The sequence below is a fragment of the Pseudoduganella sp. R-34 genome (assembly GCF_049904655.1).
Classification (GTDB): domain Bacteria; phylum Pseudomonadota; class Gammaproteobacteria; order Burkholderiales; family Burkholderiaceae_D; genus Rugamonas.
In genome coordinates, this window is the sequence record NZ_CP184572.1 from 3,469,227 (window position 1) to 3,490,933 (window position 21,707).

Annotated in this window: 20 protein-coding genes; 18 read left to right on the forward strand and 2 right to left on the reverse strand. The window is 62.2% G+C overall.

What is annotated here, in order from left to right:
- Positions 1 to 11: 11 nt before the first annotated feature.
- The 17 genes from ACN9MW_RS16035 (at position 12) to ACN9MW_RS16115 (ending at position 19,088) form a co-directional block, all read left to right on the forward strand.
- Complete coding sequence (locus ACN9MW_RS16035) at positions 12 to 242, forward strand: hypothetical protein (RefSeq protein WP_426161444.1); 231 nt, start codon at positions 12 to 14, stop codon at positions 240 to 242.
- A gap of 41 nt (positions 243 to 283) precedes the next feature.
- On the forward strand, positions 284 to 751 hold the full coding sequence (locus ACN9MW_RS16040; RefSeq protein WP_426161445.1) for a tetratricopeptide repeat protein: 468 nt from the start codon (positions 284 to 286) through the stop codon (positions 749 to 751).
- A 16-nt stretch (positions 752 to 767) separates the two neighbouring features.
- The gene (locus ACN9MW_RS16045; protein ID WP_426161446.1) at positions 768 to 1,148 is read left to right on the forward strand and encodes a hypothetical protein; all 381 of its coding nucleotides are present in this window, start codon (positions 768 to 770) and stop codon (positions 1,146 to 1,148) included.
- A 14-nt stretch (positions 1,149 to 1,162) separates the two neighbouring features.
- Positions 1,163 to 2,005, forward strand: coding sequence for a type III secretion system inner membrane ring lipoprotein SctJ (gene sctJ, locus ACN9MW_RS16050; protein WP_426161447.1), 843 nt, complete (start codon positions 1,163 to 1,165; stop codon positions 2,003 to 2,005).
- Entirely contained in the window at positions 2,002 to 2,772 is a 771-nt protein-coding gene (locus tag ACN9MW_RS16055; RefSeq protein WP_426161448.1) for a SctK family type III secretion system sorting platform protein, read from the forward strand. The genes sctJ and ACN9MW_RS16055 overlap by 4 nt, the downstream gene beginning before the upstream one ends.
- On the forward strand, positions 2,769 to 3,401 hold the full coding sequence (gene sctL, locus ACN9MW_RS16060; RefSeq protein ID WP_426161449.1) for a type III secretion system stator protein SctL: 633 nt from the start codon (positions 2,769 to 2,771) through the stop codon (positions 3,399 to 3,401). Before ACN9MW_RS16055 ends, sctL begins: the two co-directional genes overlap by 4 nt.
- Positions 3,402 to 3,417: 16 nt before the next feature.
- Positions 3,418 to 4,740, forward strand: a complete 1,323-nt coding sequence (locus ACN9MW_RS16065) for a FliI/YscN family ATPase (RefSeq protein WP_426161450.1) — start codon at positions 3,418 to 3,420, stop codon at positions 4,738 to 4,740.
- A 14-nt stretch (positions 4,741 to 4,754) separates the two neighbouring features.
- Positions 4,755 to 5,258: a hypothetical protein gene (locus ACN9MW_RS16070; protein WP_426161451.1), complete on the forward strand. Its 504-nt coding sequence runs from the start codon at positions 4,755 to 4,757 to the stop codon at positions 5,256 to 5,258.
- Positions 5,251 to 5,979 (forward strand): hypothetical protein, encoded by a 729-nt coding sequence (locus ACN9MW_RS16075; protein ID WP_426161452.1) that lies wholly within the window; start codon positions 5,251 to 5,253, stop codon positions 5,977 to 5,979. The genes ACN9MW_RS16070 and ACN9MW_RS16075 overlap by 8 nt, the downstream gene beginning before the upstream one ends.
- Positions 5,976 to 7,031: a FliM/FliN family flagellar motor switch protein gene (locus tag ACN9MW_RS16080; protein ID WP_426161453.1), complete on the forward strand. Its 1,056-nt coding sequence runs from the start codon at positions 5,976 to 5,978 to the stop codon at positions 7,029 to 7,031. Before ACN9MW_RS16075 ends, ACN9MW_RS16080 begins: the two co-directional genes overlap by 4 nt.
- Before the next feature lie 32 nt (positions 7,032 to 7,063).
- Positions 7,064 to 7,711, forward strand: coding sequence for a type III secretion system export apparatus subunit SctR (sctR, locus tag ACN9MW_RS16085; RefSeq protein ID WP_426161454.1), 648 nt, complete (start codon positions 7,064 to 7,066; stop codon positions 7,709 to 7,711).
- Between the two features lie 9 nt (positions 7,712 to 7,720).
- Complete coding sequence (gene sctS / locus ACN9MW_RS16090; RefSeq protein WP_426161455.1) at positions 7,721 to 7,987, forward strand: type III secretion system export apparatus subunit SctS; 267 nt, start codon at positions 7,721 to 7,723, stop codon at positions 7,985 to 7,987.
- A 2-nt stretch (positions 7,988 to 7,989) separates the two neighbouring features.
- Entirely contained in the window at positions 7,990 to 8,787 is a 798-nt protein-coding gene (gene sctT, locus ACN9MW_RS16095; protein WP_426161456.1) for a type III secretion system export apparatus subunit SctT, read from the forward strand.
- Positions 8,780 to 9,862, forward strand: a complete 1,083-nt coding sequence (locus ACN9MW_RS16100) for an EscU/YscU/HrcU family type III secretion system export apparatus switch protein (RefSeq protein WP_426161457.1) — start codon at positions 8,780 to 8,782, stop codon at positions 9,860 to 9,862. The genes sctT and ACN9MW_RS16100 overlap by 8 nt, the downstream gene beginning before the upstream one ends.
- On the forward strand, positions 9,859 to 11,958 hold the full coding sequence (sctV, locus tag ACN9MW_RS16105; protein WP_426161458.1) for a type III secretion system export apparatus subunit SctV: 2,100 nt from the start codon (positions 9,859 to 9,861) through the stop codon (positions 11,956 to 11,958). Before ACN9MW_RS16100 ends, sctV begins: the two co-directional genes overlap by 4 nt.
- Before the next feature lie 50 nt (positions 11,959 to 12,008).
- A complete protein-coding gene (locus tag ACN9MW_RS16110) occupies positions 12,009 to 16,052 on the forward strand; it encodes a hypothetical protein (protein ID WP_426161459.1) in 4,044 nt (1,347 codons plus the stop codon).
- Positions 16,053 to 16,400: 348 nt separating this feature from the next.
- Positions 16,401 to 19,088 (forward strand): LuxR C-terminal-related transcriptional regulator, encoded by a 2,688-nt coding sequence (locus ACN9MW_RS16115; RefSeq protein WP_426161460.1) that lies wholly within the window; start codon positions 16,401 to 16,403, stop codon positions 19,086 to 19,088.
- Between the two features lie 67 nt (positions 19,089 to 19,155).
- Here the strand turns inward: ACN9MW_RS16115 and ACN9MW_RS16120 are convergent, their stop codons facing one another.
- A complete protein-coding gene (locus tag ACN9MW_RS16120; protein ID WP_426161461.1) occupies positions 19,156 to 19,917 on the reverse strand; it encodes a hypothetical protein in 762 nt (253 codons plus the stop codon).
- 6 nt (positions 19,918 to 19,923) lie between these two features.
- On the opposite strand from ACN9MW_RS16120, the gene ACN9MW_RS16125 reads away from it, so the two are divergent.
- Positions 19,924 to 20,343: a hypothetical protein gene (locus ACN9MW_RS16125; protein WP_426161462.1), complete on the forward strand. Its 420-nt coding sequence runs from the start codon at positions 19,924 to 19,926 to the stop codon at positions 20,341 to 20,343.
- 39 nt (positions 20,344 to 20,382) lie between these two features.
- Here ACN9MW_RS16125 and ACN9MW_RS16130 read toward each other — a convergent pair whose 3' ends face one another.
- Positions 20,383 to 21,624, reverse strand: a complete 1,242-nt coding sequence (locus tag ACN9MW_RS16130) for a glycosyltransferase family 4 protein (RefSeq protein WP_426161463.1) — start codon at positions 21,622 to 21,624, stop codon at positions 20,383 to 20,385.
- Positions 21,625 to 21,707 lie beyond the last annotated feature (83 nt).

Below are 21,707 nucleotides of genomic sequence, written 5' to 3' on the forward strand. Positions count from 1 at the left end.
CGGAGATAAAAATGTCAAACGGATTTGATGGTGCAATTTCAGGTGCAGGCGGTCTGTTGCAAGCTGCGTTCGACGGTCTGGCGAATCTGCCGGATGCGAAGAAGGACCCTGCCGGATTCGCAACCGGCATGCAAAAGGTCGCGCTCTCGATGCAGGTTGCCAGCACGGCGCAGAGCGCAGTCTCCGAAACGATCAAGGCGTTCGGGGAAGGCACCAAAGGCGCTGCTCACAATATTTCGTAAGCTCTGGCGCGCTGATGCGATATGAGTACATGGAGATTGGAATGTCTGATTTGGAAAAATTGAATATCTTTTCTCCATGTGTTCTACAGCGCATTGCCGAGATCGGGTTCCTGGCAAGCGAGTATGGGTTTCACGAGAAGGCCGAGCAGATTTTCCTGGGCATGGCCCTGGCAAAACCCGATAGTTCGGCGCCTGCGGTCTCCCTCGCGGTGGTGCATGCGCGGAGCGGCCGCCTGCAGGACGCCATCAATGGATTGAAGCATGCTGCCGGGGTTTTTCCCTCCAGCGAGATGGTGAAAGCGATGCTTGGCGCATTCCTCGTGGAAGCCAAACAGGATGGCGCACTGGAACTGTTTGAGGCCGTGCTTGCCAGCAGGCAGGAGCCGGGCGCCGTGAATATTGTCGAATGCTGGCTGGACCAGGCGCGCAAGCTGAAAGAAGAGGGCGCGGCGCGCAGGACCGATACGGGGTCCCTGGCATTTTTCCGTCACCACAACATACGGCCCTAGTGACCAAGGAGAAAACATGGATCTTACCTCCCTCTCATCGCTGCAGGCCTTGCAGTCGTCGACGCAGGCCGGTGCCAACGGAGCGCCAGCACCGGACCAGGCCTCCATCAGCCGCTTTCAGCAACTGCTCGGAGAGCCGCAGTCGTCCACCCTGGCGGCCGACGGGCCGGGGGATGCTTCGCAACTGATCCGCAGCCACAGCGAAAACATGTCGTCGATGTGGAGCACCGCGCAAGATGCGGTAGAAAACCTGTTGAAGAAAGATGGCGATCTTTCGATGAAGGACGTATTGCAGCTGCAATATGACATGGTCAAGACGTCTGCAGCCTTTGAAGTGGTGTCGAAGGCGGCGGGGATGACGGAGAAAGGTGCGGAGTCCCTGTTCCAGCGCAATTGACCCTGAAACCGCCCATGGAAAACAACAATATGTCGACCCCATATGATCGGCGCCTTGCTTATGCACTGCTCCTGGCGGGCCTGCTGTTCCTCTCCGGCTGCGAGCAGGCCGTGTACAGCAACCTGTCCGAGCAGCAGGCCAACGATGTTCTGCTGACCTTGCTGAAAGGCGGCATCAGCGCCGAGAAGCGTGCTGGCGAAAAGGGCTACAGCATCTGGGTCGACAGCGCCAAGATGGCGCCGGCCATCAGCCTGCTGAATTCGAACGGACAACCGCCGCAGCATTATGCGGACATGGGTGAAATCTTCGCGCGTAACAATCTGATTTCGTCGCCCACGGAAGAACGCATCCGCTTTACCTATGGGACTGAGCAGGCGATCGCCAAGACCCTGTCGCAGATCGACGGCGTGCTGAGCGCCCGTGTGCACATCGTGCTGCCGTCCAACGATCCGCTGGCGTCGCCGGTCAAGCCGTCTTCTGCCTCCGTGTTCCTGAAATATCGGTCCGACATCAATATGAAGGCCGTGATCCCTGAGGTGAAGGAACTGGTGATCCGCAGCGTGGAAGGGCTGACGGTGGACAAGGTGTCGGTCAGCCTGTTCCCGGCGCGTGCAACCGGCTCCACTTCCGACCAGGTGCCGACGGCACGGTTCTTCGGCGCGATCGTCGCCAACTCCAGCGTGGCAACACTCTGGACCATGATGCTCTTGCCCTGGATCGTGGTGGCGATCCTGCTGATACTCCTGCTGAATGCGGCGCACTTGCGCAGCTGGCTCAAGGAGAAATTGGCAGCACGGGGGGCGCCGGCGCGCGGCGATGGTCGGGAACGTCCAGCGCGCCAGAGGGAACGGGCATGAGCGCCGTCACGCTGGAGGCAGCACCACCTGGCTTCACAGCCGCTGCCAAGGCCGATAGCCCCGCTGGCGATACGCCTGGCCTCGCCTGGCAGCCGCTGGTGCGGGACCGCGCTTTCGATCTTCGGCTTCGTTTCAATCTGTTTCCAGCAACCTATGCGCATGCCAGCTGGATCGCCCGCCTGGGCCGGCATCTTCCGCTTGCCGATGGACTCGATGCTTCTCCGTTCTGGCTGCGCCGCCTGTCCCTGGCGTTGCTGCAGGCGTGCCAGCTGGACCAGGACTTTGATTTCGATTTTTCCGAGCCCATGAAAAGCATCGCCTTGCTGGATGCAGCGGTGCTCGAACGCTGCGCAAGATTGATGGCCGGCTTGCTGGTGCGGGACCAGATCAGGCATGCGGTGCTCGGCGCCGACATGATGGCGATCGAACGCACGCTGGGTCGGGAGGCGCATCGGTTCGCGCTGGGATGGACTGCGCCGCTTCCGGGGCTTGGATACGTCTTCCATCCGCGCGGCGCCGCATTTCCGGACAACGAAGCCTGGACCCGGCGCGCGGTGTGCCTGGCCGGCGCCCTGCTGGGTGATGCGTCAAGGGCAACGCTGGCTCGCATGCAGTTCAGGTTTCCTTGCGACTGGAACAGCCTCCAGCGGCCGGTCTTGGAGGAGCATGACCGCACCAAGTTGGCCGCGCTCTTTGTCGCCGTTCTGAACAAGGCGGCGCCGGAACATGCGTGGCTGTTCGCGGCGCCTGGGAGGACTGCGCAATGATGATATTGATGGATCGCGGCAAGCTCGCCAGCGCCGATGGAAAAGTCATCAAGGCGAACGATTTCGTGCAGCTGGCCACCGCGCAGGAGACGCTGGCCGAGGCCAGCCGGCGGGCCGCCGAGATCGTTGCGCTGGCGGAAACGCAACGCGAGGCCGCGATTCGGCAGGGACGCGAGCTTGGCATCGAACAGGGGCGCGCGGAGTATGCGGCATCGATGGTCGAAGCCACCGCAAGAATGGATTCGTCGTTCATCTGCCTGGAGGCGCGGCTGGTCAAAACGGTGATGGACGCGTTGCAGGCCATCCTGCACGAGATTGGCGACCGCACCGTGATGGAACGTCTGGTGCGCCGCACGATAGCCAATTCAAGCCGGAAGAATTCCTTTCGCCTGATCGTGGCGTCGCAACAGTTCGACACCGTCAATGCGCTGCTGCCGTCCGTGCTGGCCGAGTTCCCCGAGATTGAATTTGTCGACGTGGTGCAGAATCCCGCCGGCGTGCCGGGGATGTGCGTGCTGGAGAGCGAATTCGGCATCGTTGACGCCAGCCTCGATACGCAGCTCGCGGCGATACGCGCGGGCCTGACCCGGGCATTCGTCGGCAAGCGGCGCGCCAGCCCGGCCGGTTAATGAGGGGCAGAACGACATGGTAAGCACGGACTATCTTTCCGATGCACTGGCAGATGCGCTCAGTGGTTTTTCCGCGATCGAGACCCGCGGCCGAGTGCTGGAGGCGGTGGGAACGTTGATCAAGGCCAGCGGCGTCAGCGCCCGGGTCGGCGATATCTGCGAGCTGCGCAATCCGGGTACGCCGTGGCGGATGCAGGCCGAGGTAGTCGGCATTGTCCGCGACCTGGTGCTGCTGATGCCTTTCGGCGAGCTGGCCGGTTTGTCGACCCAGACAGAGGTGGTGCACCTGGGCCGCACTCAGGGGGTGAAGGTGGGGCCGGGTGTGCTGGGCCGGGTGCTGGATGGATTCGGCGAGCCGATCGACGGCCTGGGGCCGATTGACGCGGTGCAGGAATACCCGGTGTACGCGCCGGCGCCCGATCCGCTGCGGCGCAAGCCAATCCTGAGCGCCCTGCACACGGGCGTGCGTGCGATCGATGCATTACTTACCTGCGGCGAAGGGCAGCGCATGGGGATCTTTGCGCCGGCCGGCACCGGCAAGAGCAGCCTGCTGTCGATGATCTCGCACGGCGCTGCAGCCGATGTCACCGTTGTAGCGCTGGTGGGCGAACGCGGGCGCGAGGTGGGGGAGTTCTTCCGTACCGCAGTGCCAGCTGCCCGCCGGGACCGCACCGTCTTCGTGGTGGCGACCTCGGACCGGGCGGCCGGGGAGCGGGCCAAGGCGCCCTGCGTGGCGACGGCGATTGCCGAGTATTTCCGGGACCAGGGCCGTTCGGTTTTGCTGCTGGTCGATTCGGTCACGCGCTATGCGCGCGCATTGCGCGAGATTGGCCTGGCGGCCGGTGAGCCGCCAACACGGCGCGGTTTTCCTCCCTCGGTGTTTACGGTGCTGCCAAAGCTGTTTGAACGGGCCGGACAAAACGAGAAGGGCGCGATTTCCGCCTTCTACACGGTGCTGGTCGACGATGACGAGGCAGGCGATCCGATCGGCGAAGAAGTGCGGTCGACACTCGATGGCCACATCATCCTGTCTGCCAAGCTGGCCGCCGCCAACCATTATCCGGCGATTGATACGGCGCAGAGCCGCAGCCGGGTGATGAACATCGTGGCATCGGCTGAGCACCAGGCTTTGGCGGGAACACTGCGCGAGCTCAGCGCCAAGTACCAGTCGATCGAGATGTTGTTGCAGATCGGCGAATACGAGGCGGGGTCGGATGCCGTCGCGGATCGGGCGATTCGTAGCCGTGAAGCGTGTTCGGCGCTGCTTCGGCAGGCGCCGGGAGAATCGTCCGGCCTGCGGGAAGCGCTGGCAGCCATGCGCAATATAGCGGCGAGCTAGAGGACATGGAAACCATGGAACAGCACGAAAAACTGGTCGAGGTTCGGGACGCGCAACTCCAGAGCGCACACGCCGAACTCGCGCGCAGGGCGACGGTGCGCAACCGTATCCGGCAGGAGGTCGAACGCGTGGAGGAAGCGCTGCAAGCCCTGGCCGCCCAGAGGGCTGCCTGGGACCAGCAGTGGCAGGCGTGGATACAGCAGGGCGGGGCACTGCAGCGAGGCAAAGACTATGCCGATCAGCACCTGAAAATCGCCGCGCTCGAGAACGATCTCGAAGAAGAGCGCGCCAGCATCGTTGAATGCCTGCTGGAAGCGCAGCAGGAAGTCGATGCGGCCCGGGCCAGGACTAGGAAGCAGTATGAGGCCCTGACGCAAATCATGGATGTGGTCGGCCAGATGAAGCAAAAGCGGCGCCAGGAGCAGGAAGCGCGTAACGTGCAGCGGTCGGAAGACGCCGTGGCCGCGAGCTGGTACCTGGCCAGGAAGGCCGCCGCGCCGGAGGCAAGGCATGAATGAATTTTCCACGATCGATGGCGGCGAGCGGAACCTCCCGGAATTTGCGCAAGCCGGTGTGTCGCCATACCAGTCCACGTCCGATGCGGCTGTCGCAGCCTTTCGCGATCTGATGCTCAAGCGGGGGCCGGACGCGGCGTCGGCTCCGCCGGCCAAGCCGAATACGCAGGCAAGCGTCGCGTCCGCGCATGCACTCCGCGCGGACTGGTCCGACCCGGTATCCGAAGGGGCGGAGGTCATTTCCCGGCTTGCGCCCGCACACCCGCGGGCGGCGGCTGGAGGGGAGGGCGGCGAGTCTTCCCTGCCTTTCGCGATACCCGCCGAGTTGATGGCGGCCGGCGTGCAGCGGCCAGGCCAGCACGCTCCCGCCGCGCTTCAGCAGGAGGTCGCGTCGGCCGCTGCGGCTCATGCCGAGGTTGTCCAGAACGAGGAAGTGGCGGCGCTGCTGCAGCATTTCAGCGCCAACTTGTACGTTGCCGACCGCCCCAAGGCGGGGACGGGGCACATCATGGTCGACCTCGGCGCATCACTGCCTGGCTCATCGGTGGAGATGTCGCGCGAGGGAGTCTTCCTCAACGTGCGGCTGCACGCGGCGGACGAAGCAATGCTGCGCCAGATGCGCGGTGGTAGCGCGCGCTTGCTGGACGCGCTGAACAAATCGACGGGCCTGGTGGTTCGGCTCGACCTGGTCCAGCGTAATGACACGGCCGGAGACGAGGCATGATGCCTGATTCCACCTGCCTGGTGCTCGATCAGCTCGAGCCTGATGCGAGCCGCCTGATGAATGCCTGGCTCGCCGTGCGGCAGTATACCGAATGGCCGGTGGCCGGCCGGCGCCTGCGCATCCAGTGGGGCTATGTGCCGCCGCATTCCTCGTTTGCTGTCGCCGTCGAATGCACGTTGGCGGGCCAAGCCGTGCTGGTCAAGCTGGACGGGCTGGCCGGAATCGACCCGCGCCTGGTCGGCGAGCCATTTTCCCGTCTGCCAGCGCCGATGCGCAATCTGGTCATCGAACGGGTCGCCGCGGATTTCTTCGCGGCGCTGCCGCCGGCCTTCATGCATGACGCGGACATCCGCGCGGTGCATTGGTCAATGCCGGACAGCGAGGCCTGGCCCTGCGCGATCGGCTTTGTCGCGACGCGCGAGGACGGTACGCAATCGCGCGGCACGCTGGCGGCGAGTGCGCTGCAGACGCTGGAATGGCTGCACCAGGCCATGCCGCAAGGCGCCCCGCCGCCGAGGTTGGCCAGGGACGACTTGCCGGTCGCCGTCCGGCTGCGCGTGGGACGGACTGTGCTGGCCATGTCCACGGTGCGCGGCCTGGGCGTCGGCGACGTGGCGTGGATCGATGAAGGCGGGGCGATTTCGCGTCATGGCGTGACGCTGGTCCTCATTCCCGGCAACAGCAGCCAGCGTGCGTGGTCGGCTCGTCTCAAGCACCGCACCGTGGCGCTACAGGCGCCATATTCCGGAATCCTGGCGCCCGAGCAAGGCCTGGTTGTCAACCGAGGAGAGCAAAGCACCATGCACAAGGACCATACCGATATCGAAGTCCCGGTCGTGTTTGAAATGGGCCAGATGGTATTGCCGCTGGCGGAGATCGAACGCCTGCACGCCGACCAGACGTTCGAGCTGGAGCAGGATGCCGGCCTGGCGACAGTGACGCTGAGCGTGTTCGGCTCGGTGATCGCCGAAGGCAAGTTGATCACCATCGGCCGCAAGCTGGGCGTGCGCATCGTGCGCGTTGCCGGCGGCGGCAACGAACAATCCGCTTAGCTGTTGCAGGGGGAAACGTGCTACCACAGGGAATGCCGGATCCGATCATCGTCATCACCACACTGGGCTTGCTGGGGCTGGCGCCCTTCCTTGCCGTGATGGTGACGTCCTATTCCAAGATCGTGGTGGTGACCAGCCTGGTGAGGAATGCGCTGGGCTTGCAGCAGGTGCCGCCCAACCTTGTCCTGAACGGGCTGGCGATCATCCTGTCGCTCTACATCATGGCGCCGGTCACCAGCAAGATCAGCGACACCGTGCAGGCGCAGGTGAAGCCGGGCCAGCAGATGAACGCGGGCAGCTTCTTCGACATCCTGGGCCTGGCGCGCGAACCGCTGCGGGCGTTCCTGTCGAAGCACACCAATCCGCGCGAGCGCGAATTTTTCGTCCGCTCGGCCGGCAAGATATGGCCGGTGGAGCGGGCCGAGGCGCTTACGGGCGATGACTTGCTGGTGCTGGTGCCGGCATTCACGGTGACCGAGCTGACGGCCGCGTTCAAGATCGGATTCCTGATCTACCTTGCCTTCGTCATCATCGACCTGGTGGTGGCCAACATACTGGTCTCGATGGGCATGATGATGTTCTCGCCCACGGTGGTGTCGGTGCCGCTCAAGCTGCTGCTGTTCGTCGTGCTGGACGGCTGGTCAAAGCTGGTGCACGGCTTGATCCTTACTTATCAATAGGCCGGCGCCATGGAATTTTCCGTCCTCATCACCTATGTCAACCAGGCGCTGCTCCTGATCCTGATCCTGTCGCTGCCGGTGATCGCGGTGGCCAGCATTACCGGCCTGGCGCTGGCGTTCCTGCAGGCGGTCACCCAGGTGCAAGACCAGACGATATCGTTCGGCGTCAAGCTGATCGCAATCATTGTCACGATCGCCATGACTTCATCGTGGCTGGGCAGCGAGTTGTACATGTTTGGCGACCAGATGTTTGGCGCCATTGCGGGAGTACGCTAGCAATGGGCGCCATGATGCACCAGGGAGAAGCCATCCTGATCGTGACCAGCCTGCTGATGACGCGCATGCTGGTGGCTTTTTCAGTCTGGCCGATCTTCATGGGGCAGACTGTCCCCGTCATGGTGCGCATGGCGCTTGCCGTGGCCTTGAGCAGCCTGATGCTGCCGGCCGCATTGCAAGATCCGGCCATGCTGTCGATTTCCACTCCCCAGATTGTCTTCGTACTCCTGAAGGAGGCGGGCATCGGGCTGGTGCTGGGCTTTCTGTCGGGCATAGGATTCTGGGCCCTGTACACCGCCGGCACGATTATTGAATTCCAGGCGGGCATGAGCATGGCGACCGTGGTCGACCCGACCACGGGACAGGACGATTCGATGGTGGGCGGCCTGATGATGCAGATGTTCACCATGCTGTTCCTTGTGACCGGCGGCCTGCTGTCGATGATCGGCACGCTGTATGAGAGCTACCAGGTGTGGCCGATCCCGAGCATGGCGCTGTCGATGGGCAACGCGAGCCTGGTGGAAGTCGGGCTGCGCGCGCTGGGCGAGATGCTGGGCCTGGCACTGAAGGTTGCGGCGCCGTTCCTGCTGTTGATGCTGATGCTGGAGATCGGGCTGGGCCTGTTGTCGCGGTTTGCGCCGCAGCTGAACGCCTTTTTCCTGGCGATGCCGCTCAAGGCGCTGATCCTGTCACTGCTCATGTTGCTGTACGGGGCCGGCATGTCGGAGAGCTTGCGCGCTCTGCCCATCGCCGATTTTCCCGGGATGCTGAACGCACTGCGCGGGGTCTGGCATGAGTAGCGAATCGTCCAGCCAGAGCAAGACCGAGCAGCCGACCAACAAGAAGCTGCGCGACGCCAGAAAGAAGGGTGATGTCTGGCACAGCAAGGACCTGGCCGCGACGGCCGCGATCGTGCTGGCCCTGGTCCTGTTCACGCTTGGCGGCGTGAGCCTGGTCGAGCGAATGGGCGCCATGCTCACGCGCACAGCCGGCGCCAGCTTCAGCACCTTGGACGATCCGGCGGTGTTGCTGGCATGGACCCGCGACCTGCTGACGGAAGCGGCGTGGATTTGCGGCGCCGTCGTGCTGCTGATGGCCGCGCCGGCGGCGCTGCTGGGTTCGATCCAGGTCGGCGCGGTGTTTTCTCTGGATCCGGTGATGCCACGCCTGTCGCGCCTCAATCCGATCGAAGGGACCAAGCGCCTGTTCTCGCTGCGCAACCTGGTCGAGCTGGTCAAGCTGATCGTCATCTTGATCGCGCTGGCCGCCGTGCTGTGGTGGGTGGCGCGCGCAACCCTGCCTGCGCTGGTGCGCGCGCAGTGGCTCCCGGTTGGCGGCCTGCTGCCGCTGGCCGGCAACGTTATCGGCCAGATGGCATGGATGGTCACGGTGGCGTTCGTAGCCATGAGCGTGTTCGACACCTGGTTCCAGCGCATGGACTACCTGAAGCGCCACAAGATGACGAAGGATGAAGTGCGGCGCGAATCGCGGGAAATGGAAGGCAGTCCGGAAATGCGCGGCATGCGCCGCCGCCTGCATCAGGAAGTGGGCATGGGAAACATGCTGGAGAACGTGCGCAAGGCGAATGTGGTCGTCGTCAACCCGACCCATATCGCCGTCGCGCTGTACTACGAAGCCGGCGTGACCGACCTGCCGCTGGTGGTCGCAAAAGGAGATGGGCATATTGCGCAGGCGATCCGCGACATCGCGCAGGAAGAGGGTATCCCCATCATGCGCAACGTCAAGCTGGCGCGCGGCCTGAATGAGGCGGTGCAGTTGAATGCTTATATACCGGACGAATTTCTGGAGCCCGTTGCCGAGGTGCTGCGTTGGGTACGGGATTTTCATGGACGACTTGGCGAGGGATCAGAGTGAAAAATAACCCGATGCATGGATTGGGAGCCCCCGGATCGTGGTCGCTGCTTGCGCGCCATGCGGATCTGCTGCTGGTGGCCCTGGTGGTGGCCGTCATCATGCTGATGGTCTTGCCGCTGCCGCCCTTCATTCTCGACAGCCTGATCGCGCTCAACCTGACGATCTCCGTCGTGCTGCTGATGGTCGCGCTGTATATTTCCTCGCCGCTCGGCCTCTCGACATTTCCATCGCTGCTGTTGTTCACCACCTTGTTCCGCCTGGCGCTCAACATCGCTTCGACGCGGCAGATCCTGCTGAACGCGAATGCGGGCGACATCATCGCGACTTTTGGCCAGATGGTGGTGGGCGGCGACGTGATCGTCGGCGCGGTGGTGTTCCTGATCGTGGCAATCGTCCAGTTCATCGTGGTGGCCAAGGGTTCCGAGCGGGTGGCCGAAGTGGCGGCTCGCTTCAGCCTGGATGCGATGCCGGGCAAGCAGATGAGTATCGATGCCGACCTGCGGGCCGGCATCATCGACAAGGACGAGGCGCGCCAGCGCCGCGCCAAGCTGGAGAGCGAGAGCCAATTGTATGGGGCGATGGATGGCGGTATGAAGTTCGTCAAGGGCGACGCCATCGCGGGCTTGATCATCGCAGCTGTCAACATCCTCGCCGGGCTGGCGATCGGCGTCTTCCGCAAAGGCATGGATGCCGGCACGGCGCTGCAGACCTACGCGGTGCTGACCGTTGGTGATGCCCTGGTGTCGCAGATACCGTCCCTGTTCGTGTCGATTGCTGCCGGTATCGTCATTACGCGCGTCTCCGATCCGGGCCGGGTCGGCAGTCCGAACCTCGGCAGCGAAATCGCTGCGCAGATCAGCAGGCAGCCCAAGGCCCTGCTGGTGGGCGGCGCGATGGTTTTCCTGCTGACGTTGGTGCCCGGTTTTCCCAAGTTCCAGTTCATCCTGCTCGGCATTGCGGTTGCCTCGCTTGGCTTTTTCCTGGCGCCGGCGCGGCGCCGCTATGCCAACGCGGCACAGACGCCGGTCCCGTCGATGCAGAAGGAAGGCCACGACGTGGCCCGCACCCTGCTCGACGCCGAGGAGCATCGCTTGACGATTCCGCTGGTGGTGCAGGCTTTCCCCGGCGTTGGCAGCGTGCTGTCACCGGTGCATTTCGAGACCGAACTGGCCGAGGCGCGGCGCTACTTCAGTGTCGAACTGGGCATCCCGTTTCCAGGCGTCGTCATGCGCGAGAATGCGCGCCTTGCGGACGGCGAATACCGGATCTATGTGGATGAAATTCCCGTGCTGGCCGGGCAGTTGGCGAAGCACGAGGTGCTGGCACTGGCCTCCCGGCAAATGCTGGACCTGGCGCGCATCCCCTACAGGGAGGGCGGTACGCTGGTCCTCGGACACACCGCGCTGTGGGTTCCGGTGGAGGAGATCGACGCGCTGGAAGCGGCAAACCTGAAGTATCTGGAGAATGAACAGATCCTGGCCCGCAGCCTGCTGAGCGTAATGCGCCGCCACGCCGGCGAATTCATCGGCATTCAGGAAACCCAGTACCTGCTGAAACGCCTGGGCGAACAGTATCCCGACCTGGACAAGGAACTGCAGCGCAATGTGCCCTTGCCGCGCCTGGCGGAAGTGCTCAAGCGCCTGGTGCGCGACGAAATTCCCATCCGCAATCTGCGGGTGATCGCGCAGGCCCTGATTGAATGGGCGCCGCGGGAGAAGGACACGGTCCTGCTGACCGAATACGTGCGGATCGCGCTGACGCACTACATTTCGCACCGCTTCGCGCTGGAGGACGGTTCGCTGCCGGCGATCGTGCTGCATCCCCGCGTGGAAGAACAGTTGCGGCAAGCCCTGCGCCAAACCTCGGCGGGCTCGGTGCTGATGCTTGATCCGGAAATCGGCAACCAGTTGGTTGCCAATATCAAGCAGGCGGTGGAAACCCATGTGGAGAAAACAGCAGTTCTGCTGACTTCACTTGAGATCAGGCCCTATCTCAGGAAGTTGACCGAGGTGGAGCTGGCCGATCTCGCCGTGGTGTCGTACCAGGAACTCAGGCAAACGGTAAGGGTAGTGCCGGTCAGTTCAGTGGAGATCTAGGCACAGACCTGCATCGCATGAACGGTAGCCAACCAACAAAGGAGAACAATATGTTAGGGATCGACTTCGGTGGCATCATCCACCGCGCAGTACAGTTGCTGGACCTTGACCCGCCGCCGCCCAAGCACGTGGACCCGCCGCCGCCCGCGACGCCCAACGTGGTCAATGCCGACTACGTGACCAAGGGGCCGCGGGCATCGCCGATGCTGGTGACCAAGCCGCAGATCGATTTCGTCAAGGTGCCGGCGCCGGCCGTCAAGGCCGCCGAGGAGTACACCGATAAAACGGTCGACACCGCGAAAGAGACCAAGCAGACGGCGGACAAGCTGGAAGCCGATTTCGGCGACACGGCGCCGGAAGACAACCGGGCCGACTGGGAAATGTACGTAGCCCGGCGCACCGTCGCCAACGGCGACCAGGCCAAGGCCGAACAGGCGATCGCCGCCGAATTGCGCCTGACCTACCAGGGCGACCCGAACAACAAGGAGGCGGTCCAGAACGCAGCGCACGATATCGCGAACCGCTACCATGACGACCCGGCCGCACAGGCAGCGGTCAACAAAAGCCTGGACACCGTCCTGACTGAAACCCCCACCGAACGTGCCACCAATACCAAGCTCAATGAAGTCAACCAGGCCGGCACCAAGCTCGACGATCTGACCGCACAGCAGCAGGACGGCGACAAGTCTGTCACAAGCGCGCAGATCATCAGCGCGCGCGAAGACTATGCCGCAAAGCAGAAGGAACTGCTGGCAGCGACCCGCAAGGAATTGAGCGCGACCTATGCCGACTTGCCTGCCGGTGTAAAGATCCGTGAACTGGACCCGCTGGCTTACGCGGCCACGCAGATGAACGGACGCTACGCCAATGATCCCGAGTTCAAGACCGTGATCGGGGCGGCCACAATCCTGCAACGGGTGGAAGACAGTGCCGTGCTGGGCAACGAGGCGCAAGTCGATTTGCTGGGCAAGGCCCTGCCGAAAGGTGTGGACCCGACGATCAAGGGGCTGGTGATGGCCGACCCCGGCGTGCAAAAAATCATCGACAACTACGTCAAGGACGGTGTCAAAGCGGTTGAAGATGCGTATGCCCAGAAGGGCACCGTGGCGGGTGCCGAGGCCTTGCGCGACGTGACCGACCCGTCCAAACATGCGGCCATATCGCCCGAGATCGCCGCCCGGATCATCAACCAGTCGAAACCGACACTGGAAAAGATCGTCGACGATATCGCCACCCGGCAGGCAAAGGGCAAGGACGGCCAGCGGACCATCACAGATATCGGGTCGGGTATCAAAGTAGCCAAGGCGTTGTCGGCGGCGGTGGACGTCGCAGCTGCCGGCGGCGACTGGGAGAAGAAAGAGTACAGCAACCCTGAAATCAAGGCTGCGGTGGAGGGCATCGCGCACCTCATCGCCACCAAACCCGCGTCGGATATTACCCAGCTGGGCTTCAAGGATGCGGTGGCCGACGGCCACGCGACACTTGCCCTGGAAACCGTGCGCCAGGTATCGACCCTGAAAATGGATGAAGTTGATATGGGCGCGGCCGGGAAGTTCCACGATGCGGGCCGCTTTGAAAAGCAGCAGGGGGTGTGGCGCGATGCGACGCTGCGCGCGATCAATGACGGCCTTAACGGCTTGAAGAAAAATAACGAGGGCATGCTCGACAAGGCGACCAAAGGCATGGCGCCCTTGCTGGTCCAGGGCAAATACTCGCAACTTCTGACGGAGGACGATTTCGTCAAGGGTCAACGGGCGATGATTGAAAAATTCCCGGGACTCAAAAAAGACATCATCGACGGCCGCAAGGACATCGACGATATGGGATACAGGCTGCTGCGCACCAGCGAGGCCGTTGATTTCTACAACAAGGACCTGGGCGGGATGGACGGCTACAAGAAGGCCGATGGCACTCGCAAGTCCCTGATGGCCGATGAGAAAGTGACCTCGACCATCCTGCTGAGCGATAGCGCTTCGATGCGCGCGAGTACCCAGATTGCCCGCAAGATGCTCTCGGACGATCTGAAAAACGGCGGCGGCGAGGCGCAGAAATTCGGTATTGGCGCGCAGCTGACCGGCGACCTGGCGGAATTCCTGGCCGAGACTTATGTCATCGGAAAGGTGAACGGCGGCGTGAATTTGCCAGGCGCCGCGATCAACGCCTCGCGCGCGGCTCACCTGCCTTACTTTGGCGGCACGGTGATCTGGGGTGTCGGCGGCGCCTTCCAGGCAGCCTTGACCGGGTATCTCTTCGACAACGTGCAGGTCGGTGACGTCGGCGGGCCCTTGCGCAAAGCCTTGTTGCTCGGCCTGGTGGGCGGTTTCGCCGGTTTCCACCTGATGCAGGCCGGCATGGGCGCGGCGCGCATCCAGCCGCATTCGCTTGGCGACGGCCTGCTGGGGAAAGGTGGCGATAAGCTCGACACCAAAATCAAGAATTTCGGGACGAAATTCTTCGATGCCGCCGAATCCGGCGAGAGCAGCTGGGGTCTTTATGTCAAGGAAGGCTCGGTGCGCGACCGCTGGACACGACTCGCGACCGAGGCGACACAGCCGCTGGTCAAGCAACTGGTTGGCCTGATGACGATAGCCACGGCATGGGATGGCAGCGGCGTATTCATGAATCTCAACGGAACACTGCCCTTCAAAAACCCGGATGGCACGGCGGCCACCGATACGCAACAGTTTAAGCTGGGCACGCAATCCGTCAATCTCGCCAGCGACGCCATGCTGTTGCGCCTGCAGGTGCGCGAGATGACCTTGCGTTCCCTCGGCGCCAAGGTCATGGCCGATCCGGCGCTCAAGGCTGCCGCCGAAACCCGCTGGAAGATCGAACGGTTTGCCTTCGCTGCGTCGGAAGGAAAGAAGGTCGCCGAATTGAAACCGCATGAGTTCAGCTTCAATACGCGGCTGGCAGGCAAGTATGCGCTCGGCGAATCGGGAGTCGACGGTGCCACCGCCCGAACTGCGCTCGGTGAAGCAAGTGCGACCAGGAAGTTCCTTGGCACGAGCAAAATGCTGGATGTGTTCGAGCATCTGTTCGGCACCGGATCAAAGGGCAATGCGGCGAAGTGGGCAGAGACGCTCAGCCCGTCGGTCAGGGGCCTGCTGTTCAGAAACATCGTCAAAGAGGGCGCCACGAAAACTGTGGGGCGTTTCGCCGTATTCGGCAGTAACCCGATCGGCTGGGTTGTCAACATCGCCTACCTGGGCACGACGGTCGCCAATTGGGCCTGGGACCACAACAAGAACATACAGAACTTCCAGAACTATGATCGGACCTTCATGGAAGGCGTCGGCCTCGACAAGGCGCATGCCGACGTGATGGCGGAGCACGATTGGTGGAGCAGCAACGCCAAGGTCGACGGCTTCCTGAAAGCCTACGCAACCACCGGCGGCGACCCGGAAAAGTTCATCGACTACATCAACAAGACCGACACCAAGGTGCTCGGGAAGATGCTGGAGGCCACCGAATCGCTCACCGATCATCTTGACGGCAACGGTAATGTGGCCGATGCCAACCCGTTCTATGACAGCTACCTGGCCCTGCCGCCCGAGCCGGCCGACGTGGACCTGTCCAAGCATCCGACGATCCATTTCAATGCCGAGAAAAACCGCTATGAAGATTCGGCCACAGGCATGTTCCACGAAAAGGGCAAACTCGACTGGCGCCTGGATCGCAATGGCAACATTACGTCCTACTTCCCTGAGGAACGCAAGCTGACGTTCTATTCGCTGGCGGGTCCGCACACCACGACGATCCATATCAGCAGTGCCGCCGGGTGGAAGAACTGGCTGGCAGCGCGCGACCTGCCGCTGCCGCCGCAGGCGCCGCCGCCGTCGACCGTGCCACCGGATTTGCCGGCCGCGCCGCCGGTATCGACCCAAAATGTGTATACCGTCAAACCCGATGACAACGTCTGGGATGTCGCGGGTAACGATCCAGGCATCGTCGCCAAGATCTATGATCTGAATCCCTGGCTGAACGAACGCCTGGAGGCTAGCGCCAAGGACAGCGGGCATGGCCGGAATCCAAACATCCTCAATGCTGGGGAAATTCTGATCTTGCCAGAAGGCTTCAAGGCGCACGGGTGATCTAGCGCCGCCAGCCATCGCTTTCCCTGACCCTGCCGCCGGTGACCTCGTCCGTCACCGGCACAGCGGCCCCGTCTCATCCGGACCCGACCTCTGCCTAGTCATTTGCAATAAATTGTATCGGGACAACCTCCCGTACCGCTTTCCGGTATTCTGGTCAACCGTCACCGCGCGGTCGTGCGTCGGGACCCCCGGTAAAACCTCTAAATCACCAAGCGCTCACCATTTGAGGTGATTTTCAAACCGGTTTGAATTCGTTAAGCTGTATTTATTGTTGTTTCCAATGCAAGAGCAGGCGGGGACATTCATCGTTGCTGTCCCGGCCGCCTAGAATGGATCAGTAATCAGATGAGCGATTTGTCCCACCATCCCTGCCAAGTCTTGCTGGCCGACCAGATTCTGTCGACCAAATTCGTGATCCCCGCCGCCACTGCGCACTTGCTGGCGCGGCCGCGCTTGCAGCAGCCGGAACAAGCGCCGCGCGTGGTGCTGGTCTGCGCACCCGCCGGCTACGGTAAGACGACACTGGCCGCGAGTTGGGCCGCCGCCAGTTCCACGCCTGTCGCATGGCTGTCGCTGGATGCCGGCGACAACGACCCACTGCGCTTCCTGGTGCATTTCATCCGCGCGATTCAAGGCCAATGTGCCGAGTTCGGCAAAGTCCTGGCCGATATGTGTGCCTTGGTTCCACCGCCCCCGATCGATGTCCTGATGCGGCCACTGATCAATCAGCTGTGTGCGCTGCCGGAACGGCTGTGCTTCATCCTGGATGACTTGCAGTTGGTGACTGAGCCGGCCGTGCACAAAGCCATTGCGTTCCTGGTCGACCATCAACCGGCGCGATTGCAGCTGATCTTCGCGAGCCGCAGCGAGCCGCCATTCTCGCTGGCGCGGCTGCGCGGCCAGGGGCAGATTGCGGAATACCGCAGCGAAGACTTGCGCTTCAGCCTGGAGGAAACGGAAGCGTTCTGCAACGATGTCATGCAGCTCTCTTTACCGCATGAGCAGGTCAGCATACTGGCTGAGCGCACTGAAGGCTGGATCGTCGGCCTGCAGCTGGCGGCAGTGTCCCTGAGCCATCATCCCGACAAGGCCGGTTTCGTCCGGAACTTCGCCGGCGACAACCGGCACGTGACCGATTTCCTGCTGGACGAAGTGTTGCAGGGCCATGCCGCTGATATCCAGAACTTCCTGCAGCAAACCTCTGTGCTGGAACGCTTCAATGCGGCGCTGTGCGATGCGGTGACCGGGCGCGACGATAGCCGCGCCCTGATCAGCGAGATAGAGCGGGCCAATATGTTCATCTTCGGGCTCGATGAGCAACGCATTTGGTATCGGTATCACCATCTGTTTGGCGCCTTGCTGCAAAGCCGGCTGCGCCTGGCCGCGCCGGACTCGATCCGGCTGTTGCACCGGCGTGCCAGTCAATGGTTCAGCGAGAACGGTCTCATTACGGAAGCGGTCCACCATGCGCTGGCAGCGCGCGATCACGAATGGGCTGCCGATTTGATGGAGAAGCACCACAGCGAACTCTTTTCCCACGGCCGGATGGGCAGTGCGCTGGCCTGGTCGAGACAGCTGCCGGAGACTGTGCTCGCGCAGCGCCCCTTGCTGTCGATGGTTTGCGCCTGGGGCTATCTGTACCGGGATGACTTGGCCGAGCTGGAACGCCACCTTTGCCTCGTGGACAAGTGCCTGGCCGGACTTCACGACGCGCCTTTCGGCGGCAAGGAGCGCGCGATGCTGGGCCAGCTTGCGCTATTGCGCGGCTGCCAGTCGGCGTACGAGGGCAATATCGACGAGGGCCTTGCCCATCTGGACGAAGCGCAGGCGTCGCTGGCGCCAGCCCGGACCCTGTATCGCGCCGCAGCCGTGGCACGCGGCGTGTTTTACTTTGTCAGCGGGCGCCTGGATGAGGCGCAACGGCTACTTGAGAACAACATCCTGGTCCGGGAAGCGACCCACAACGTCCAGGTGCCAATCACCGCCGCCCTCGCGCTGGCGCGCAGTCATTTGCTGCGAGGCCGACCGTTGGCAGCGAAGCAGATCTACGACAAGACCATCCAAGCCCTGATGGTGTGCGGTTGGCAGGACCTGCCGGCGTGCGGCATGCTGCATATCGGCCTTGGCGAGGTCGCCTACGAAATGAACGAGCTCGTGTTGGCGGAACAGCATCTGGCGCGCGGCGTCGAGATGACTGCGGCCGGGATGCAGTACGCCAATGCCTGGGGCCGGGTGCTGCTGGCGAAGACGCGCAAGGAACTGGGGGCGGCCGTGGAAGCTTGCGACCCCCAGTTCGAGGTCCTGTTGCTGCGCTACGCCGGCCGCCTGGTAGTGGAGGTCGCGCCGCTGTCAGCCGTGATTGCGGGCTATTGGCTGAGTCTCGGCCAGATGGATGCGGTCCAGCTCTGGAGCGAAGCCGCGCGCTTGCCTCTCGAGGAAGCGCTGGCACCCGGCCGCGAGGCGGAATACCTCGTGCTGGCGCGCTTTTTCATCCTCGCCGAACGGCGCAGCCAGGCGCTCGACCTGTTGGATCGCTTGTGGTATCCGGCTCTGGAAGACCAGCGTCTGGCGGTGATGACCGAGATCCTGGTGCTCAAGGCGATCTGCCTGCAGAAAGTCGGCCGCAGCGACGAAGCGATGACGGTGCTGCAAGAGGGGGTCAGCCTGGCCGAAAACACGCATCTGCTGCGCGTATTCATCAATGAAGGTGACGCACTGACCGGAATGCTTAAAAAGCTGGCGCGCGGCGCTGATTACAAATCCTATGTTCATACCTTGCTTGGTCATATGGGCGCAGATGCCGCCCAGGACTCGACGCAGGCTTTCGAGCGCCTGCCGCAGTTGTTCAGCAAAAAAGAAAAGCTTGTCGTCAGTCATATTGCGCGAGGTGCGACGAACCATGAAATCGCCGAGAGCCTGTTTATCTCATTGAATACGCTGAATTCGCACGTGAAAAAAATCTACGTGAAATTGGGCGTGAACAGCCGGCTGCAGGCAGCCGAACGCCTGCGCCAGCTTGGCCTTTCCGATTAGCTTGTCCGCGCCGCCGGACGCACGCGTGGCGCTTGTCAGCATCGACCGGCCTGCAAAGGCTATAGCGCTAGTTCGCTGGCACGGCGTCGAATTCTATCAGCGTGCCGTCGGACCAGCCGTGCCGGTCCGACGGCAGGGACAGCGACAGTTGAGGGGTTGGCCAAGTACGGCGCTCCGTGCGGTCGCCGTCGTGGAGCGTCACAGCCTGGAAGGCAAAGGGAATCCGCACGGATTGTCCCCCATGGCGGCCGACAAAGCACCAGTCGCGCCGGCCCGCCAAGACCGATAGGGCCGCACTTTCCCAGAAGCCCAAGTTCTTCTTGAGGATGGCCATGTTAACCTGGCAGGCTAACCTCAAGTCTCCCATTCGCAAGACGTCGGATGACAAGCCCGGCGTACGCACTGCGGCCGTCGGCCAGTGCTGGTCGAACAGATTCTGGTGCTTGTTCACCGAAAGAACGGCGTCGCCCGGGTCATACCGGGTAAGACGAGGTAAAACGAAACCGGCCTTTTCCGCGTCCAGCACCAGGCGCTGATCGCCATGTTCGATGACGATTTGAACGTTGTCGAGAGCTAGACCTGGATCGTTTGGCACCAGATGAAAATGCAGCTCGCTCTTTGGCGCCAGATGCCTATGCTCCTCAAAAGCATCCAGGCCAGCGCGGAATGGATCGTAGGGCCAACTCGCGGGATTGCGCAGCGCCGTGACGTGGACAACCGCGTCCTGTGCCAGGACCGGGCGACAAGGGCCGCAACTGGCAGCGATTAGAGCAGCAATCAGCAGGGAGGTCAGGCGCATGAAGCAATAGTACTGGCCGATGGAATGCAATTCAATTTGGATGCGATCGAATGCCGATTGGAGCGGACGAACGGTAAAATCAGCCAGTGGAGCAGTTTTATGGGATGCGGAGTTATGGAAGCCATTGCGACAAAAGTCGAAGCAATTACGGACGATGATGATGACCTCTCGTCTTTGTGCATTTGGTTTGACAGAGGGGGGTATATCGCCCTTGCAAGGGAAATGGGTGATCGCGATATCGAGTGTGAATTTCTGGATCAGATGAATGGCTTCAAGCCGAAGCGGCTCGAGTACGAGTTAGAGAAACGGGTACTGCAGTTGACGGTATTCGATGACGAGTACTTTGATAGAGAGCGGACGCTGCAACAGTTGAAGGTCAATCTTCCTGAAGGGCTCTTTAAACTTGATCACGTCATCGAATGCCTTGAATCAATCTTTGCCGGGTGTGCGCTTTGATCGTTGATCCTGCAAGTTGCCGAATAATGAAAGGCAAGCTCAAGCCGCTATCACGCTGTAGTCGCCCTGCCGGACCCGATCCAGCATCGTCAGCTGGGCAGGCAGGCAGATGGAGTGCAGGTCATACCGTTCAATAATGGTCTGGCGCGCGCGCAGGCGAATCTTTGTGAACGCTTCGGGATCGGCCAGGACCTGTATTGCGCGCTCTGCGATCTGTTCAGGGGAAAAGAAGTCGACCAAGAACCCGTTGTCGCCATCCCGAATAACTTCTTCCACCGGCGGCGTGCGCGAGCCGATGACTACGCAGCCGCTGGACATCGCCTCCAGCATCGACCATGACAGTACAAAGGGATAGGTCAGGTAGACATGGGCGCGCGACAGCGCCAGGATGCTGGTGAAGTGGGAATACGGCACCTTGCCAAGGAAGTGCACTCGGCTCCAATCGACTGAATCGCCCAGCTCCTTCAACATGACGTCTTTCCAGGAGCCGCCTCCAGCAGGTGCCGCGCCATAACTGACGCCATCGCCGCCGACAATCAACACGCGCGCATGCGGCCGGCGGCGCAGGATCTCGGGCAGGCTGCGCATAAAGCTTGGGAAGCCGCGATGCGGTTCCAGGTTCCGGCCGACATACGTAAGGACTTCGTCGCCGGCCTTGACGGTAATGCCGGCACCCGGAATCTGGTAGGTCGCGTTGGGATTCGGGCGTATGCGTGCCGTATTGACGCCTTCGTGCAGCACGTGCAAGCGTTCGCGATAGGGTTCCGGGTAGAGCGATTGCTGCCAGCGCGTCGGTGTCATGCCGGCATCGGCCGCGTCGAGTGACAGCAGGTTCACCGTGTTGCGGGCTCGCAGGCGAGGTGCGGTGTCCGGCGTGACAGGTTCGTCGGGTGCAAAGCCGACGTCGCCCTTGCTGATGTGGTAGAAGTACTCGAAGTAGCCGACCAACGGCACGTGCGGAAATACGTCCTTGAGGAACAGGATCTCGCCCCAGCCGCTATGGCCGACAATCAGGTCGGGCTTGAAGCGGTTGTGGCGAAGCCGCATGGCGACGCGCGCCACCCCTTGGCCATAAAGCACTGCCGATTCTGCGCTGCGCAGGTAGTGGTGGGTCTGGCGCGAAACCGCCCGGTCCGGCTGGTACACCATCGTGCGCACTCCGGGCACATTCATTCCCTTGCGTTGCGTTATAAAAATGACATGATGGCCGTTGGCTGCCAGGTGCTGCATCAGGTGCAGGAATTGGCCCGGCATATTCTGGTGGACAAAGATGATATTCATGGCGGCAGCACTTTACACCGAAAAAAAAGTTCATACACCCCTAAATTGTTGCGGAAATCGATGGATATATTGATATGAGGTTG